Below are 16,341 nucleotides of genomic sequence, written 5' to 3'. Positions count from 1 at the left end.
AGCGCCGCGTCATTTCGAAGAGAGCCGCTTGAGGAGCAAGCGGAGCGGACACAGGGGGCTCGGAATCAGCGGTTAGCGATAGCCGGTGGCGTATCCCAGTTCATTCCTTGTGAACGTCCTGGAAGGCAAGCATGTCGCACAAGCGCTGCTCCCGGACATCATCGAAGCCGCAGGATGCATTCCACGAAGGAGGGTTATCGTAGGTGCCGAAGAGCATGTCCCACCAGACGATGTCGCCATAGTTGCCGCGGTGCTTGCCGTATTCGTGGTGGATGCGGTGCATCTCCGGGCGTTGGAAGAAGAAGCCTACCCAGCGGGGTGTGCGCACGTTGGTGTGGTAGAAGAACTCGCCCAGCGCGGTGCAGGCCGTGTAGACGGTGCCGGCCTCCAGGTTCAGCCCGAGCACGGTGTAGACGAGCAGGCTCCCGATGAGGGAGTTGGCCACCATCTCCAGCGGGTGCTTGTAGAAGCTGGTGATGACCTCGAGGCGCTGAGGGCTGTGGTGGATTTGATGGAAGAGGCGCCAGAGGATGTCGCTTTCGTGCCGGGCCCGGTGCCACCAGTAGAAGACGAAGGTGGCGATGACGTAGGCGAGCACCCCGCCGGGAAGTGGGGGCAGGTGGTGCGAGAGGTGGAAGAGGGAGCGCGCTGACAGCCAGCGCTCCCAGGTGAAACCCGCGAGCACCACGACGCCTACCTGCACCAGGTTGATCAGCACCACCCGCAGGTGCCAGGAGCGCACGCGCGGCAACCGCCAGCCGCGGAAGAGGTGCTCGATGACGAAACAGACGACGGCGATGCCGAACAGCATGGGAAGCATGGCGTCCTCGCGGGTGTGATGCGAGGTGTACGAGAGAGGAGGCTCCCCATGCCTGTCCGGCGCACAGACAATGTCACCTCGTGGCGAGCTAGCATCGCCGCTCCATGACCCGGAACCATCCGCTCGCTGACCGCCTCGGGCATGTGGCCTCTCAGGCCACCTTCATCCAGGCGGCGCTCCTGGCCGCGCATGGCGCTGGAGCCCGCACGGACGGCTTCCGGGCCTCCGATGTGCGCTTCTTCTTCCTGCTCTTCACCAACTGGGTGGAGCATGACGTCACCCGGCCCTCACAGGACCTGGACCTCACGCAGGTGCGCCGGACGTTGGCTCGGCTGTGCCGGAGTGGGTGGGCCGAGCCCATGGCCGAGGCGCGTGGTCAGAAGGTCGCTCGCGGCGCGCGCTACTCCTTGACGGAAGAGGGGGTGGTGTCCCTCGCGGAAGCGCTCGCTGGGTTAGACCGGGCGCCGCTGGAGGAGATGCTCTTCGTGGCGTGCTTCGCGGCCAGCTATCTCGAGGCCATTCTCGCGCGGGTGCGGGGACGGGCGGCGGTGCTCAGCACGGCCGCACGGCGCCGGGTGGCCCGGATGCTCGAGCCCGCCCGCCTTCTGCGCAATGCCCGGCGGAGCACGGAGGCTGTCCTCGCGGACCTGGAAGAGAGGGTGCGCTCCAGCTTTGCGCTCGAGGCGGCGGCGAGGGCGTCGCTGGAGGCAGGTGCTTCCGAGGAACAGGTGGTGCGGAAGCTGGAGTCGCTCGGCTCCTACCAGCTGCACCGGGTTCGCCCACTGGCGGAGGTCCTGCTGAGCCTGCCAGACGACCTGCGGCGCTTCGAGCTCGAGAGCGGCATGGGCATGCGCGCGCGCCTGCTCTTCGCTCCCCTGGCCGAGCGGGCCCGTGCGGAGCTGGCGCTGCTCGAGCGGCTCGAGCAGCACCTGACCCCGCACGACAAGGCGTCTAGGGCCAGAACCCCTGCCAGGTCGTGTAGAACGAGTCGCTGTCGATGACGCAGGTGTGGGGGGACTCGATGCAGCGGACGTCCGTGCTCGAGGTCGTCTTCCCGTAGGTGCCCGCGTTCAACCGGGTGGAGCCCCAGTGCGTGGTCGACGCCGTCAGGAAGCTGTCCTGGGTGTGGACCAGGCCCCGGTAGTTCCCTCCGCCCGCGGGGGTCGCCAGCCCGCTCGAGGCGAGCGTGTAGCTGGGGACCGTCTGCGCGGGGGTGCGGTCGGTCGGGCCCGCCAGCATGACGACCGTGTCCACCGGGTGGTCCTTGCCGATGACGGCAGCGTGTCCCGCGCCCTGGGAGTGCCCCGCGACGACGAGCTTGTTCCAGACGATGTCACAGGGAATGGCCGTGTTCTTGGTTCCCGTGCAGTGGGAGGGCGTGAGGTAGGCGCCCCATCCTCCGGCGGGGTCCTGGCTATCCCGCATGAACACGAGCAGCCGGATGAGGCGGGCCTCGATGCCATCGTAGTAGCCCATGTCCGTCACGGCGGAGCCCGGCTGCACGACGCCCGTGATGAAGGTGCGGCGCGTGGGCAGATGGCACTCCACGTTCGTGCCGCACACCTCCCGGATGTTCGGAGCGTTGCGGTGGGTAATCCCGACCACGCGATAGCCCTTGTTCACGGCGCTCGCGAAGAAGCTGGTCTGCGCGGTGGTGTGCTCGTTGATGTGGTAGAAATTGCCGGCGCTCGAGCCCGCCCCGTGGAGCATCACGACCAGGTTGCTCTTGGTGGGGGTGTTGGGGCGCAGCGCGTAGTGCGGACGGTTCCAGGCCGTCGTCCTTCCACCGAAGTTGGTGTCCGTGGGGAGCATCGCCCAGCACTTCGCGTTGGCGGGCGCCTGGCACGCGGACAGCGCTTCCTGTTCCCGGGTGGAGATGTCGTCTCCGGAGACCGGCGCCTCATCCTCGAGAGGGCCACACGCCGCAAGGGCCAGGAGTGCACACAGGGGCAGACTTTTCTTGAGTAGGTTCATTATTCCGTCGTCGCTGGTGGAAACTCAGCTTGCGCCTGATTTCCATGACATCCAAGTAGTCTCTGAAATGTGTTCAGTTCCTTTGGCAACGTAAGAGCCTGAGAGGGTGCTTTCTCAAGAGATGGTATTTCTTGGGGTGCTGGGGAGGGCAGGCCTCGAAACGTGGAAGTCGTTCGAAGGCTCTTCGCTCAAGGTGCACTCCTGGGGTTCGGTGGTCTTCCGGGGGCTCTCCCGGTCCCTTGCCCGCGTCTGGGTCGCACGAGGTGTAGGTGGCGAAAGAGCGCTCCGTGGGGTACGAATTCCCCACGTTGGAGTGACGGCCTGACCACTCGTGCCGAGGTCAAGCGCCGGAAGGGGGGCCACCGTGCCGAGACAGCACATCGTGCAGCAGGGGGAGTGTCTCGTGAGTATCGCGCGCCAGTACGGCCTCGCGAACTGGCGCACCCTCTACGAGCACCCGGACAACGAGACGCTGCGCCGCAATCGGCCCAATCCCAACGTGCTCTTCCCTGGCGACGTAGTCGTCGTCCCAGACCCGAAGCCGAAGACGGTCAGTCGCGTCACCGGCCGTACGCATACCTTCCAAGTGTCGCTGCCGCGCAAGGAACTCCGCCTGACGCTGCGCGACGTGCGCGACAAGCCCTTCGAAAACGCTCATGTGGAACTGGAGGTGGACGGCCGCTTCTGGCCTCCACCCGAGGGGCAGGAGGCCTGGACCACGGACGGCGAGGGCTTGCTCGCGGTGCCTGTACCGATAGGTGCGCGCTCGGTCGTGCTCGCGATAGGCGATTTCAAGGTGAGACTGAGGCTGTCTCACCTCAACCCGCTGCGGGACATCCCGGAAGGGAACCTCAGCGGAGTACAGGCCCGATTGCGGAACCTTGGCTATGACGGTGGAACGGGTGAGGGCCACATGGGGCCGTCCATACGCGCGGCGCTGGCGCTCTTCCAGTCTGACCAGGGCCTCGAGGTGACCGGCAAACCCGACGATGCAACGCTCCGCAAGCTTGAGGAGCTGCACAGCAGTTGATTCAACGCAGTGAGAGGGGGGAGCGCAGTGGAAGATGTTCGCGACGTGATGGTGGGAGCGCCCGGAGATAAGGCCGGCAATGTGCTCGTGCTGGGTGGGATGGATGTGGTCGTCCCGCTTGAGATGGACCTCGATGACGACCCGCTCCAGGATGACGAGGTGTGGTTGCGCCGGACTGACGGAAGTGTGGTCCAGGTGCTCTATGCGAATGATCCGGACGTGGAGCGCAACGAGGAACAGCGGCTTCTCTTCTTCGGATTTCGCGACGTCCCCTTCGGCGTCTATACGGTATCGGTGAAGGTGGGGGACCAGCTCTACGATGCCATCCGCGGTCTTGTGGTGTGTCGAGAGGGAGTGCTGCTCGGAGGGAAGAAGCTGGCCTCCTCCTGGACGGCTCGCCAACCGCCCTCCGTGACCCCCGCGCCTTCGGAGTCCTCGCCAGCCCAGCCCTCTGAGGAGCCTGCGCTTGCGCTGCTGCCGCAAGATGATGGGGCCTATCTCGACCAGGAGGATCTATGAGCCGGTCGATTTGCTGGTCCAACGAGCCCACTCCTAAGCGCTTCTTCCTGGGCATGAAGTACGCGGTACGTGCCCTGTCTGGCGGTGAACCGCTTACAGGGCTCTTCATTGCCTTTCGCGTGCTGCCACCGGCCCCGAGTGGCTTACCCACGGACCGGGTGGTGGAATTGGCGTACGAGGCTCCAGACGAGTCGGAGGAGGAGCGCTCCGCCCGCGAACGTGCGGAGAGGGTGTTCAGCCTCGCGTTCGTGGATCCGGACGGCTTCCTGCAGCCTGTCACTGACGTCAACCCCTGGTACGAAATCCACGCAGCGCTGCAGGCGAAGGTCGAGGCACAGGCCCGGCACGAGAAGCAATGGAACGCGAAGAAGCAGAACCGGGGCGTGCCGCCGCCGCCTCTTCCGCCGGTGAACCGCAATCCCGACAGCATCAAGCTGTCGCTGGGCACCCGGATGCAGGCGTGCCTCATCCGTCACCCCAGCGCTCACCTTGCGCGGGCCCTGTGCGATTGGCTCAGCGGTGGTGCGGACCCGCACGAGTACGGCTTCGCTCGGTGGGGGACACCGGAGAAGCTGCTGCGTGCCCTCGAGACGAAGCAGGACACCACCGTCGATGCCTTGAACCTCGACGGGCTGACCAGCGAGCCCGCTGACTACTTCCCACCTGGCCCCAAGCGTTACGGTGGTTGGACGCTCTACGTGGACATGCCGCATGCCTCTCTCCCCTCGGTACAGGAGGCGGTGGGACGTCTGAAGGACGACCTCGGCCGGTTGCGCTATCCGGTGGGAGGCAACTCACCCTACGGAGGCTGGAAGTTGGAAGGTGGTGCCAAGGTCGCGTCAGCCAATCGTGGTATTTTCGACCTGGTCTGTGCCTCCGCTGTCACGGCTTTCCAGTACCACGCGTCAGGACCCTGGGCCTTCAAGCTTGCGGACAAGGCGCTTGCCTATGGCTTCGCGCTAGAGCCTTCGCCCAGCGGCGATCGCAAGAAGCCCAAGAACAGCTGGGCATATCTCATCGGCTCCACGGTCAAGCGCTCCCCTGTGCTGGACGAGCGGGGATACGATCAGGGAGTGGTGGATGTGTCCACGTCAGCGGCCATCCGAGCATGGCTCGAGGAGGGCCTGCGCAAACCCGGGGTGGTGCTTCTCGAACTTCCCGCAACGGATGAGAAGGCGAGCGGCGCGCGCTGGGTTGACTGGGCCCGGCCCGAGCTCGCGTTCGCCTTTGAGCTGTGGCGCGAGTTCGCTCAGACCCTGGGGTGCGAGTATGGCCTGTCCTTTACCCACGTGTTCCGCAACGCAGAGGCGGCCGGTGGAGTGGGTCGTGCCGAGTGCTCCATCCACAAGACCGGCAATGCCGTCGACCTTGCCGTCAAGGGCTCACTCGTCGGTGGCAACGACAACGTGGTCGATTTCTCGCTGCCGGCAGCCCACTTTCCCATCCGCTTCGAGGCGAGTTGGAACTGGGATGCCCGCTCGGCCATTGGCAGGCTCGAACGAGAGCTCGACGGGGCTAGAAAAAAACTCGAGGCTGCGAGGAGGGACGCGAGCAAGGCCCTGCGCTTGCGGAGCACCAACACCCGGCAGGACATCGCGGACGCGTCCGCGAAGCAAGCCGAGGCCGCCAAGAGCAAAGTAAAGGTCCCCCGTTTCAAGGATGACCTCCGGCCAGGACGAACCCAGGTCTGGCTGGACGCTGCCGGCCTCCAGTCGCACCTGGCGATGTGCCAGACCCGGCTTGCCCACCTTGAGCGACTCTCCACCACGTTGGAGAAGGGGGAACTGGGAGCCGCAGTGGCGCCGGGGGAGCCGGAACTGCCCGAGGTCGTCAAGGTCCGGGCAGCGGAGGCACGGCTGAAAGTAGCGCAGGAGCAGTTTGACCGCGCCCATCAGACGGACACGCCGGTTCGTAGCGCCTACCGCATCAGTTGGCGGCTTTACGGCCATTCCACCTTGAATCCATTTCGTTATCAGGCTGACCCGTCACAGCTCGTTCAAGAGGTGGAGCGGCGACTCGGCGCTCCCCCCGTCGAGAGGCGGGCAGACCCGACCAGCTTGTGGACCATTGAGGCGAGATTTCGTCAAGCGCTACACAGCTATGTGCCGGCACCCGACGACCTCATGAGCGACACGCTCTCCACAGGTGACGTGTTCCTCGGACCTGTGGAGGACTACATCCTGCCGCCCGCAACGCCTTCCGTAGCCGATGAGTTGTGGGGTGGTCCCAAGCTGCCGGAGTGCGTGGACCCAGTGCCTGATACCGAGGAACTCGCGAGACTGGAGACCGCTTCTTGGGAGGAACTGGTCGACGCGGCTTTCGCCACACGGCCTGAACTCAAGCGCTGCCGTGAGGTGGCCCAGACGCTCGTCGATATGGGAGGGGAGGGACTTCTGCGCGCGCTCTTCCGTTTGAACGTGACGCAATTCGTCTATAACCCTTTCGAGGCGGATGGTGGGCATGACGGGCCGAAGGTGGACGCATCGGCAGATGTCAAAGACGGTGTGCTCGACTATTTTGATCAGACAGAGGTTCTCAGGCGCGCAGGAGTACCCGGCAAGGCTTGCTCATTCCTCAATCTGACAGCTCTTGGCTTCCTGTGTGGGCTGCTGCGCATCGGAGCCAACCGTGGTGGTTGGCGTGACCCGCGCACAGATCCGGGGGCCAAGGTGAAAGCGCCTTTCCAGAAAGTTCACGTGGATGGGCATCTTGGTCCGCTTGTCGGCATCCTCGAGCGCATGGGCGCGGAAGGCACTGACGATGACGACGATTTCTTCTTCGTCGCGTCCAAAGAGGGCCGGGTCGCTCATTGGGTGCATTCGGTCGACCGGTCCTTTCTCCTCATGTGGGCGCGTACGCTCAAAAAGGCGAGCGAGGATAATGCCAGAAAGAAGAAGACTCGCGAGCCCGCGGCCATCTATCCGGAACCCGCGGGTAGGTTCATCAGTTCGAGAATGGTATGCAGCCTTTCACTGCGCGAGGACGAGCAGGAGCAGGTTCGTACCCTGCTCAAAACGTTCGCAAGCAAGCGCTTCAAGGTCGTCCGCGTAGGCCAGAATGTGGAAGGGATCAAGGTGGATGATGTGGTGACGGGCCAGACGCTGCTTGAGCAGTTCGAGACGGCTCTTGCCAAATTCATCTCGGTTATTGAGGCCCGTGAAGAAGAGGCCCGGAGGGAGAAGGAGGAACGCAAGGCCGGTAGGAATGCCGCGCGTCGGGCGAAACCGCTCAAATCGGTTCCCCGGCTGCGGGATGATTGGACGTTCGTGCTGCAGCCCTACTTCGACCTGGACAGCCCTCCTCCCGGTGCCGAGGCCGTACTCACGCCGAAACTGCTCGAGGACAACGAGGCGAAGACCGGTGCGCTCACATTCAATCCCGGGGATTCACTTGAGGTCCCGACGCCAGGCATCGGCCGAGCCCTCGAGTGGTGGCACTATGAGACAGAGCACGCAAACCGGACACCTTGGGGTCAACTGCTTACCGAGATTGGCTACGGCTACCCGGTCCTCTCGGCCCCTGCCCTGCCCAGGCATGATATCCTACCCCGCCGATATTTCAGTCGTGGCATGGATTTCGACGAGAGCGACGAACTGGGCAAAATCAAGGGCGGTGGCGTCATCGGATTCATGCCTGAAAACGAGAGCACCAATGCTGAACCACCCGAGCGCGTGAAGTCTGCCGCCCACTCCCACCGTCGAATGAAGGGCTGAGGAACTGACTCCTTGGCCGAGCCGTGTCGGCGAGCTGAACGCTAGAGAGGTCTGCAATGTCGAGTTGGTCTCGCACGCTGTCGTTCCCAGGGGTATTGCTCCTCGCGACTGTAGGGGGCTGCCGGGGAGCAGAAGCCTCCTCGAAACCACCTTCCCCACCTACCGCACCGACTCCGGTGGCCACTCAGTCTGCTTCTTCCGTCCCGCGTGTGGACGTATCGCCAACCCCACGGACACAGACTTCAGCTCCAGTGCCCACGAAGCAGGATGACACTGGTGCATGGGGCGCAGGGGTTCGCGATCTGGTCAACGACCCGTATGACCCTCCGTCAAGCTACGTCGCGGTGAAAGCCCGGATCGAATCCATGCCCTGTGAGCAGGTGCTGCAACTCGGGCCCGAGGGCTTCCTCATTCGCTACACTCCACCCTATCGAGGGCGGCCTTATCTGCTCGACGTGCAGCGAGACATCGCAGACCATTACAAAAAATGCCGGGTCGAGGACTACCGCCCTCTGCTGGCAAAGTTGCCCCGCAAGGAGCGACGCGCGGTGGATGGGGTACGTCCCCGGATGCAAGCCTACATCAACACCCTCTACAACCTGCGCGAGCAGTGTAGCCCAAGAAATGACCTCGCTTACGACCACCGGGAGACGCTCGCCCTGCTGCGGTTGGAGGACCTCCTCGCTCGATTCGTCGAGCAGGTGACTGCTCCCGAGGGTGAGCAGGGGCCGCGCTGTGACACGCAGGACTTCGCGCCCGTACGTGCGGAGGCTACCGCACTCATCGCACGTCCCTGCCCTCCACCGGTGGATGCGGACGAAGAGGAGCGCCTCCTGCATGAGCGCGCGCTCAACGTCGCCGCACCGGGGTTCGATGTCTCGACTGATAGGCTGAAGCCCTACTGCGAGCATTTCCCTCGCGCTGCGATGCAACCATTGCTCGTCTTCGCACACGCGTTGTTGCTCCAGGAGAAATAGGGGAGCGACGGAGCCGAATTCGGCATAGCATTCGCAAAAGGGGGGCACTCATGGCGCACATCTTTCACTCGCGTTGGCGAGTACCTGGGCGATTTTCCGACTACGTCATCCTGCGTGGTTCGAGCGCCAGGGGAGAACGTATCGGCGAACAGGTACCGGAGGTTTTCGTTGCCTCCCTGTTGGAGGGATGGCTCACCTCTGGCCCCTTGCGGACCCTGCACGAAATCTATGAATCCCTCGGAGGGACGCTCCCTCTGGGCCTCACCGTGCAAGAGCGCACCCGGTACAACCAGCGGCTCAAGGAGCGCCTCCGGGATGCGTTCCTGTTTGGCGAGCTGGTTGCTTTCGAAATCAAGCACCCCCTGCCTCAGGCCTGGCCAGTCGCGCGAGTGAAGCCCCAGCCCAAATTCGCGGAGCCTGAGCCCGAGCCTGAGCCCGAGCGGACCTTCATCCTCATCCGACTGGTGGACGATGAGGGCAATCCTGTTCCTGGCGCGCGCTACCGCGTCGAATTGCCTGATGGTGCCGTCAGGGAGGGACGATTGAACTCCAGCGGCGAGGCCCGCGAGAACTACGTTGTCCCCGGGGAGTGCAAGATCACCTTCCCTGAGCTCGAGGACAGCGCTTGGAAGCCGGGCAGCCCACCCGAGAAGGCGACTGCCTGAACGGGCTACCACGTTCGGAGCAGGTCGAAAGCAGCGGAGGCGATGAGCCGGGGGTGAGCCCGTCCCATCGCCTCCGTGGTACCGGCCGGATCAATGAGATCGGCCGGGCCTTCGCTCCTGACTAGTTGAGCTGCTTCTTGATGCGGATGTTGCGCAGCTGGAAGTGGATGTTGCCACCCTGGTCACCCCAGGCGGGCAGCAGCTCCAGGACGGAGCTGACCTTGGCCGTGTTCCAGCTCGACTGGTAGCTCGGGCTGGAGAACGGAATCTTCACCGTCGTCCACGTCCCGGGCTCGGGGTGGCCGATGAGGGTCTTCAGGTCTCCAGTCGCGCAGGAGTCCGCCTTGCGGTCGCAGACAATCTTCACCCAGAAGTCCTGGGTGGTCGCGCCGTAGTCGAGGATGTTCAGCTCGAGCTCCACGCCACCGGTGGCGGCGATCGCGGAGACGTCCATCAGGTTCGGCTCCTTGAGTCCGAAGGCGAAGCCGCCGTTGCCGCCCCCCTCCTTGAGGCCGCTCATCTTGACGTCGATGACCTTCTCACCGCCGACGTCGAACGCGGGGTCCACCGTCACGGTGCCCGTCGTGCCGCTCGTCCACCCATTGGGGGTGGCGAAGAGCGAGGTGTCGGAGATGCCGTTGACGTAGGCGTCCTTGTCTTCCGTGATGGCGATGGGCGCCGGGGGCGGCTCGCCGCCCGTGCAGGACACGTTGCCGGCCTTGTTGGGCTCCCAGCGGATGTTGGCGAGCGACAGGTCCAGCGTGCCCGTGCTGTAGAGCAGGAAGGGGGAGTTCACGTTGGTGAAGTCCAGGCCCGTGTCCGCCATGCACTGCAGCGGAACGGCGAGCTCGGTCCAGCCCTTGCCCTCGAGCGCCGTGAGGGTCTGGGTGAGCTTGATCTCCCCGAGGCACGGATACACACAGTGCATGGAGAGGTTGACCGGAGCGGTCGGCGCGACGTTCACCTTCACGGAGAAGACCAGCGCGCCCTTGGAGTTGAGGTAGGCCGAGAGGTCACGGCCCACGCCGCCATTCTGGTTCTGCGTGTAGATCTGCCCCGTGCCGCTCCAGACGACGTTCATGGCCGCCCACTGGAGGCCGCCCGCGTCATCCACCGGGGTGGCCTTGATTTCATTGGCGGCCAGGCTGGTGGTGGCGCTGGTGTTCTGCTGCACGTCGATGCCGCCCCAGTTGGACGGCGCGCCCATGCGCATCACCCAGTTGTCCTGGTTGCCACGCTCGAAGATGACCAGCGGCTCGGTGGTGGTGCCGCCGCCGCCCGGCGTCGAGCCGCAGCCGTGGGTCTGGGTCGTCTCCTCGAGAGCGCCCAACTCCTGGGGCTGCGCATAGGTCAGACCATAGCCGTAGGCGAAGAGGGGGTCGTAGCTCGCATCGCCCTTGTTGAGCAACACCTGGCAGGGGCTCTTGGGCCACGAGTAGGACAGCTTGCCGTGGAAGTCGTAGTTGACCGAGCCATCCTCCTTGCGGAACAGCACGTCGGTGATGCCATCGCCCTCGGTGCCGGGCAGCCAGGCCGCGACGAACGCATCCGACGCGTTGAGCTCCTTGTTGGCGTAGAGCGGACGGCCGGAGAAGAGCACCGTCACGATCTTCTTCACGCCCTTGGCCTTCAGGGCGTTGATGAGCGTGATGTCCTCCGGGCGCAGCCGGGCGAGCTCCAGGGTCTTGTTCTTGCCGATGTCCCCCTGGCCCTCGGCGTAGGGCGTCTCGCCAATCACCACCACGGCGACGTCATAGGACGAATCCGCCAGGGCACCGTCCGCGCTGGTGTCGAGCGTAGCGGTGGGGACGAGCTTCTGGATGGCCTTCCACACGGTGGTGCCGCCGCCGATGTCGGCGTTCGTGATGTCCGTGCCCTGCCAGGTGATGGTCCAGCCGCCGGACTGGTTGGCGAGGTTGTCGGCGCTCTTGCCGGCCACGAGCACCTTGGCCGTGCGGGCCAGGGGCAGGGTGGAGCCGTTGTTCTTGAGGAGCACGAGCGACTTGCGGACGGCCTCGCGGGCGACGGCCCGGTTCTCCTCGGTGCCAATCTCGTGCGAGGCATTGCGCGCGGAGGGCTTGGGCTTCTCGAAGAGGCCCATGCGGAACTTCACGCGGAGGATGCGGCGGACGGCGTCGTCGAGGCGCGCCTGGGGAATCTCACCGCTCTGCACTGACTTGATGGTGTTGGCGATGAACGCCTTCCAATCCTGGCGGTAGGGCACCATCACCATGTCGACGCCGGCGTTGATGGACTGCGGGCAATCGCCGTTGGTGCAGGCGCGGGGCGAGTCGCTGTTGTCCGGGGTGATCTGCCCGATGCCGTTCCAGTCGGAGACGACGAAGCCGTCGAAGCCCATCTTGGTCTTCAGGACGTCCGTCAGCAGGTACTTGCTGCCGTGCAGCTTGTGGGCCTTGGCGCCCTCGCCCTGGGCCGCGTCCTGCCAGCTGCTGAAGGACGCCATGACCGTCTGGGCGCCGGCCTTGAGCGCGGTGAAATAGCCGCGGCCGTGGATGTTGCGCAGGTCCTTCTCGGTGACCTGGGTGATGCCCTGGTCCTTGCCTTCCTTGGTTCCGCCGTCGCCCAGGAAGTGCTTGGCCGAGGCGATGACCTTCTCGTTCGCCTTCGCGTCCTTGGCGAGCTGGCCCTGGAGGCCCTCGACGATCTTTCCGCCGAAGGACTCAACGATGGCCGGGTCCTCGGAGTAGCCCTCGTAGGTGCGGCCCCAGCGGTCATCCCGGACGACGGCGAGCGTCGGTCCGAAGGCCCAGTCCAGACCGGTGCGGGCCACTTCGCGGGCCGTCACCTCGCCAATGCGCTTCATCAGCTCCGGGTCGTTCGCGGCACCCAGACCGATGTTGTGCGGGAAGATGGTGGCGCCCTTCACGTTGTTGTGCCCGTGCACCGCGTCCACGCCCCAGATGATGGGGATTTGGTGGGGGTTGGCCGGGTCCATGGAGGCTTCCCAGAGCTGGTCGGCGAGCGCGTTCCACTCCGCCACCGTGGAGCCCTTGTTGCCATTGGGCCAGGAGCCGCCACCGTTGAGCACCGAGCCGAGGTGGTACTGCTTCACCTCCTCGGGCGTGACGTGGAGGATCTCCACCTGGGTGATCTGCCCGACCTTCTCCTCGAGGGACATGGTGGAGAGCAGGGCCTCGACCTTGGCCTCGATGGCCTCGTCCCGGGGGATGGCGCTCTGGATGCGAGGCCAGTCATCCGGCTGCTCGGTGGGAGGCGGCTGTTCGGTGGGGGGCGGCTGTGGCGTGGGCTCCGGGTCGGGCTTGCAAGATGTCAGCGTCAACAGCAGAAGGGCCGCGCAGGATGCGCTCTTCCGCCGGGAGAACAACCGTTCCATGTCCATCTCCTGGTGTCTGAGGTGCGCTGACTCCGTGAACGGAAGAGGGGGTAACTCTCGGTCCACGACGAGCGGCGTGAGCTCGGATGACTGGGGCTGGGATTCACGCCCCGGCGTCAACGCGCGGCGAACGTAGAAGTAAAAACAATGTCACGCAAGACGACGGCTCGGGAACTCAGCTCGGACAGGGCTTGTGTTCACCAGGCTTCAGTCCCCTGTGTGGAGCTGGAGCGGCGCACCGCGTCATCGCTACGCGGTGTGTCATCCGCGAAGGGCCACGGTGGCGATGACCGCTGGCGCACGTGGCGGATCATCTCCCCCGGCCGGGATGCGGACGCGCCTGTTTGACGGACAGCCGTGGCGGCTCGCCGGGCTCGCCGTCGAACTTGAACTCGACATCCATGGCGTACCAGCCGGTGTGGCCCGCGCGAGGCCCGTAGGCCGGAGAGAAGCGCTCGTGGATGAGCGCGAGGGCCTTGCCGAGCTCGAACACCTGGGCAGACGTCAGCACCGTCTGGCCGGCCCCCACCAGGTTGGAGTGAGAGAGGTACGTGAGGGGGAGCCCGGGTTGGTGGAACTCGTAGATGAACTGGTCGCTCGTGATTCCCGGCGGTGGGTGCACCACCTCGGCATCTCCGCCCGCCTGGACGTTCACATAGAACCCCGGCTGCAGGCCGGATGGGTCGAAGGGGTTCGCCGTGAGTGCCACGCCATTGGCTTCCTCGTCCGGGAAGTTGTGGTGCACCAGCAGCGCCATCACGACGGACTTGTGAGGGATGCTGTTGTACTCGCGCTCCTCGAACGTGCGGAACAGCCAGACACTGGCCCAGGTCTTCCGGATGGCCTCGAGGACGTCCTCCCAGTCACTGGGGTCTCCCGTGTGTGACTCATAGCAGCCCGCGCACGGGAAGCCCTCCAGGTCCTCGCTGTTGGTGCTGGTGCGGAACCGCATGCTCAACCCTGGGTAGTCCGCCGCCAGCTTCGCCTTCAGCAGCGCCTGGAGCTCGGCGTTCACCGGCGCCTTCTTCATCTCGGCACGGAGCTCCTTCAGGCGCGCGTCACGAACCTCGGGCTTCTCCTTGAACGTGGGATCGGCGAGCAGCGCATCCACCCGGGCGAAGAACCCGTTCTCCTCCATGAATTGCACGTAATAGAAGGCGGGGATGGCGAAGGCCTTGCGGACGGGGAGCCCCTCTGTCCTGGCCAGGAGGGAGTAGTGCGCGGCCTTGCCTCCAAATGCGGGGACTGCGGCCTTGATGGCCTCGCGCAGCGAACCCTGGCCTTCGACCACGACGTCCTCGATGTCGCGCAGGTCCGTCACCGTCAGGTCCGCCGCGGGAAGCACCACAGGCACCGGCTTGTGTGCTTCCCAATAGGCATCAGCTTCCTCGTTCGTCACCTCTTCGATGCTCCAGCTGAACGCACCGACGGTGAGTCGGACCCATTTGCCTTCGAGCGCTCGGAGCTGGGGGTGGCTCATGGCCTGGCGCAGCCCCATGTTGGGCGTCTTGCGGTTCTGCGACAGCACGTTGACGTGGGACAGCGGCGTCTGGAACTCCTCGGTGATGATGCCGACGACCGCCGAGATGTCATTGGGCAGGCGATCCAACACGACGATGTCGCGGTATGCGAGATAGGTCGTCTTCAACTCATCCGCCATAACGAAGCGCAGCCGTCCGACGGAGGTGGCGAGGTTGAGCGGTTGATAGTCGATGGCCGCGTAGAGCTCGTCCGTCGTCATGACCCGGATGGCCGGCGCCAGGTGCTTCGCCTCCGCCTCGACCGCCTGAGAGGTGGGGTGGAAGACCAGCTCGGAGCCGAAGTAGCCCGCGTTGCGAACAGCCTCGTAAAGCCGGGTCAACATCTCCGCGGAGGCGGTGTCGTAGGGGGCAATCTCCAGGGCCCAGACGCCGGGCCCTTCGTAATACGTGACGGAGCCGAGCAGGAAGCGGCGGTCTGGCGCGTAGTATTCAGTCTGGTTGAAGTCCGCCAGCGAGCCGACCAGCGGCAGCCCTTGACCGGAGAGGTGCGAGGAGACGAACGCGTAGTGGATGGCGTACTTCTGGCTGTTCTGGAAGTAGAGCGCGTCCCCGTCGAACCCATCCAACACCACCTTCACGGAGCGGGCGCCCGGGATGCTCGTGTCGAGCGGCTCCGACGCGAGGGCGTGAAAATCCCGCTGACAGCCGATGCGCTTCAAGAACTCGGGGACCGAGGCCTCTTCTGCCAACGCACAGGCCGCTGCCGGCTCCTGTCCCTGGGGAGCGGACGGTTGTGACGAGCACGAGAGGACGAGCGCGAAGGTCACCCAAACAAACAAGTGCGGGCGCATGGTGGTTTCCGTGTATGTCCCCTCTCCCTCTGGGAGAGGGTTAGGGTGAGGGTATGTCCGCCTTGTATTGCGAAAGGGCGTCACTCCACTAGGGCGAGAGTGCAAAGCAATAAATGGCGCCGTAGCCGCCAGCGCCGCCCACCGTGTTCGTTCCAGTGCCGGGACCGTTCTCGACGAGACTGACCCCGGGGGCACAACCTGGCACCTGGTGATCCGAGAGCCAGTGCGCACCTCTGGAGGCGCCACTGCGGCGGGGCCAGGAGTGACCACAGTAGGGCCGCCCCGTCGAGCCGAGCGCGCTCGTCCAGTCATTGCACGTGCCGCCCATGCCTCCGCCCTGGAAGCGCCCCTGCTTGTCCGAGCCCGTCAGGATGTCGTGGTTATCGACGCCCTGATGGTTTGGCTCACCCCGCTCGTTGGGCAGATCGTTCTTGATCTGCGAGTGGCTCCGCGGACGTGCGTCGCCCAGGAGCCCGGCCTTGTCCTGGGCGACGAGCCGGCCGTTGCGGTCGTACCAGGGGCCCTCGCCAATGCGCTCAATGGCGTGGACGGGACCACCATCGGGGCCACCCTGCGAGGCGCTCAGGAAGGCGCGCCAGACCTTCTGGCCAGCGCCGGGCAGGGCCTTCTCGGCGATGGTGCGGCAGATCTTATCCGCCCCTTCGAGCCCCGTCGCTTCACCGAAGCGGAGATCGCCGCCGAAGCCCTTCTGGCTGCCCGAGAGCTCGCGCATGGCCTCGAGGCTGGTCACGAAGAAGCTGAACCGGGGCGGCTCCCCTGGAGGGGCCGGTTCTCCTCCCGGGTCGCCTCCGGTTGGATCCTCGGTTCCTCCGGTTCCATCCTCACCGGCATTCGTGTCCCATCCCGTAGAACCGCCGTTTGGAAGACAGGCAGAGCCGTAGCTTCCGAGGGAGAACAGGGCCACAACGGAAAGGATGCGTGTGATTCGCATGGTG

The 16,341-nt window shown here is 65.1% G+C and carries 11 protein-coding genes; 6 read left to right on the top strand and 5 right to left on the bottom strand.

Annotated elements, in window-relative coordinates; all coding sequences use genetic code 11:
* Positions 1 to 100: 100 nt before the first annotated feature.
* The gene (locus F0U60_RS53040) at positions 101 to 820 is read right to left on the bottom strand and encodes a sterol desaturase family protein (RefSeq protein WP_395812172.1); all 720 of its coding nucleotides are present in this window, start codon (positions 818 to 820) and stop codon (positions 101 to 103) included.
* A 104-nt stretch (positions 821 to 924) separates the two neighbouring features.
* Here F0U60_RS53040 and F0U60_RS53035 point away from each other — a divergent pair, with 104 nt between their 5' ends.
* A complete protein-coding gene (locus tag F0U60_RS53035; protein ID WP_395812171.1) occupies positions 925 to 1,821 on the top strand; it encodes a hypothetical protein in 897 nt (298 codons plus the stop codon).
* On the opposite strand, the gene F0U60_RS53030 is transcribed toward F0U60_RS53035, so the two are convergent.
* Positions 1,772 to 2,794 (bottom strand): hypothetical protein, encoded by a 1,023-nt coding sequence (locus F0U60_RS53030; RefSeq protein WP_395812170.1) that lies wholly within the window; start codon positions 2,792 to 2,794, stop codon positions 1,772 to 1,774. The genes F0U60_RS53035 and F0U60_RS53030 overlap by 50 nt on opposite strands.
* Before the next feature lie 403 nt (positions 2,795 to 3,197).
* On the opposite strand from F0U60_RS53030, the gene F0U60_RS53025 reads away from it, so the two are divergent.
* The 5 genes from F0U60_RS53025 to F0U60_RS53005 all read left to right on the top strand — a co-directional run bounded on the left by F0U60_RS53025 (position 3,198) and on the right by F0U60_RS53005 (position 9,698).
* Positions 3,198 to 3,824 carry a peptidoglycan-binding domain-containing protein gene (locus F0U60_RS53025; RefSeq protein ID WP_395812169.1) on the top strand — a complete coding sequence of 209 codons (627 nt, stop codon included), beginning with the start codon at positions 3,198 to 3,200 and terminating at the stop codon, positions 3,822 to 3,824.
* A gap of 27 nt (positions 3,825 to 3,851) precedes the next feature.
* Positions 3,852 to 4,343 carry a hypothetical protein gene (locus tag F0U60_RS53020; RefSeq protein WP_395812168.1) on the top strand — a complete coding sequence of 164 codons (492 nt, stop codon included), beginning with the start codon at positions 3,852 to 3,854 and terminating at the stop codon, positions 4,341 to 4,343.
* Complete coding sequence (locus tag F0U60_RS53015; RefSeq protein WP_395812167.1) at positions 4,340 to 8,056, top strand: hypothetical protein; 3,717 nt, start codon at positions 4,340 to 4,342, stop codon at positions 8,054 to 8,056. The genes F0U60_RS53020 and F0U60_RS53015 overlap by 4 nt, the downstream gene beginning before the upstream one ends.
* 365 nt (positions 8,057 to 8,421) lie before the next feature.
* Positions 8,422 to 9,033, top strand: coding sequence for a hypothetical protein (locus F0U60_RS53010; RefSeq protein WP_395812166.1), 612 nt, complete (start codon positions 8,422 to 8,424; stop codon positions 9,031 to 9,033).
* Between the two features lie 50 nt (positions 9,034 to 9,083).
* The gene (locus F0U60_RS53005) at positions 9,084 to 9,698 is read left to right on the top strand and encodes a carboxypeptidase regulatory-like domain-containing protein (RefSeq protein ID WP_395812165.1); all 615 of its coding nucleotides are present in this window, start codon (positions 9,084 to 9,086) and stop codon (positions 9,696 to 9,698) included.
* 121 nt (positions 9,699 to 9,819) lie between these two features.
* Here F0U60_RS53005 and F0U60_RS53000 read toward each other — a convergent pair whose 3' ends face one another.
* From F0U60_RS53000 to F0U60_RS52990, 3 genes are all read right to left on the bottom strand, one after another.
* On the bottom strand, positions 9,820 to 13,053 hold the full coding sequence (locus tag F0U60_RS53000; RefSeq protein ID WP_395812164.1) for a glycoside hydrolase family 3 protein: 3,234 nt from the start codon (positions 13,051 to 13,053) through the stop codon (positions 9,820 to 9,822).
* 310 nt (positions 13,054 to 13,363) lie between these two features.
* On the bottom strand, positions 13,364 to 15,385 hold the full coding sequence (locus tag F0U60_RS52995; protein WP_395812163.1) for a PEP/pyruvate-binding domain-containing protein: 2,022 nt from the start codon (positions 15,383 to 15,385) through the stop codon (positions 13,364 to 13,366).
* An 88-nt stretch (positions 15,386 to 15,473) separates the two neighbouring features.
* Positions 15,474 to 16,337 carry a hypothetical protein gene (locus F0U60_RS52990; protein WP_395812162.1) on the bottom strand — a complete coding sequence of 288 codons (864 nt, stop codon included), beginning with the start codon at positions 16,335 to 16,337 and terminating at the stop codon, positions 15,474 to 15,476.
* Positions 16,338 to 16,341: the final 4 nt, after the last annotated feature.

Origin of the sequence: Archangium minus (assembly GCF_044360475.1) — a bacterium.
In the GTDB taxonomy this organism is placed as follows: domain Bacteria; phylum Myxococcota; class Myxococcia; order Myxococcales; family Myxococcaceae; genus Archangium; species Archangium minus.
The sequence above is the reverse complement of the archived record's forward strand: the minus strand, read 5'-3'. Positions and strand labels throughout refer to the sequence as shown.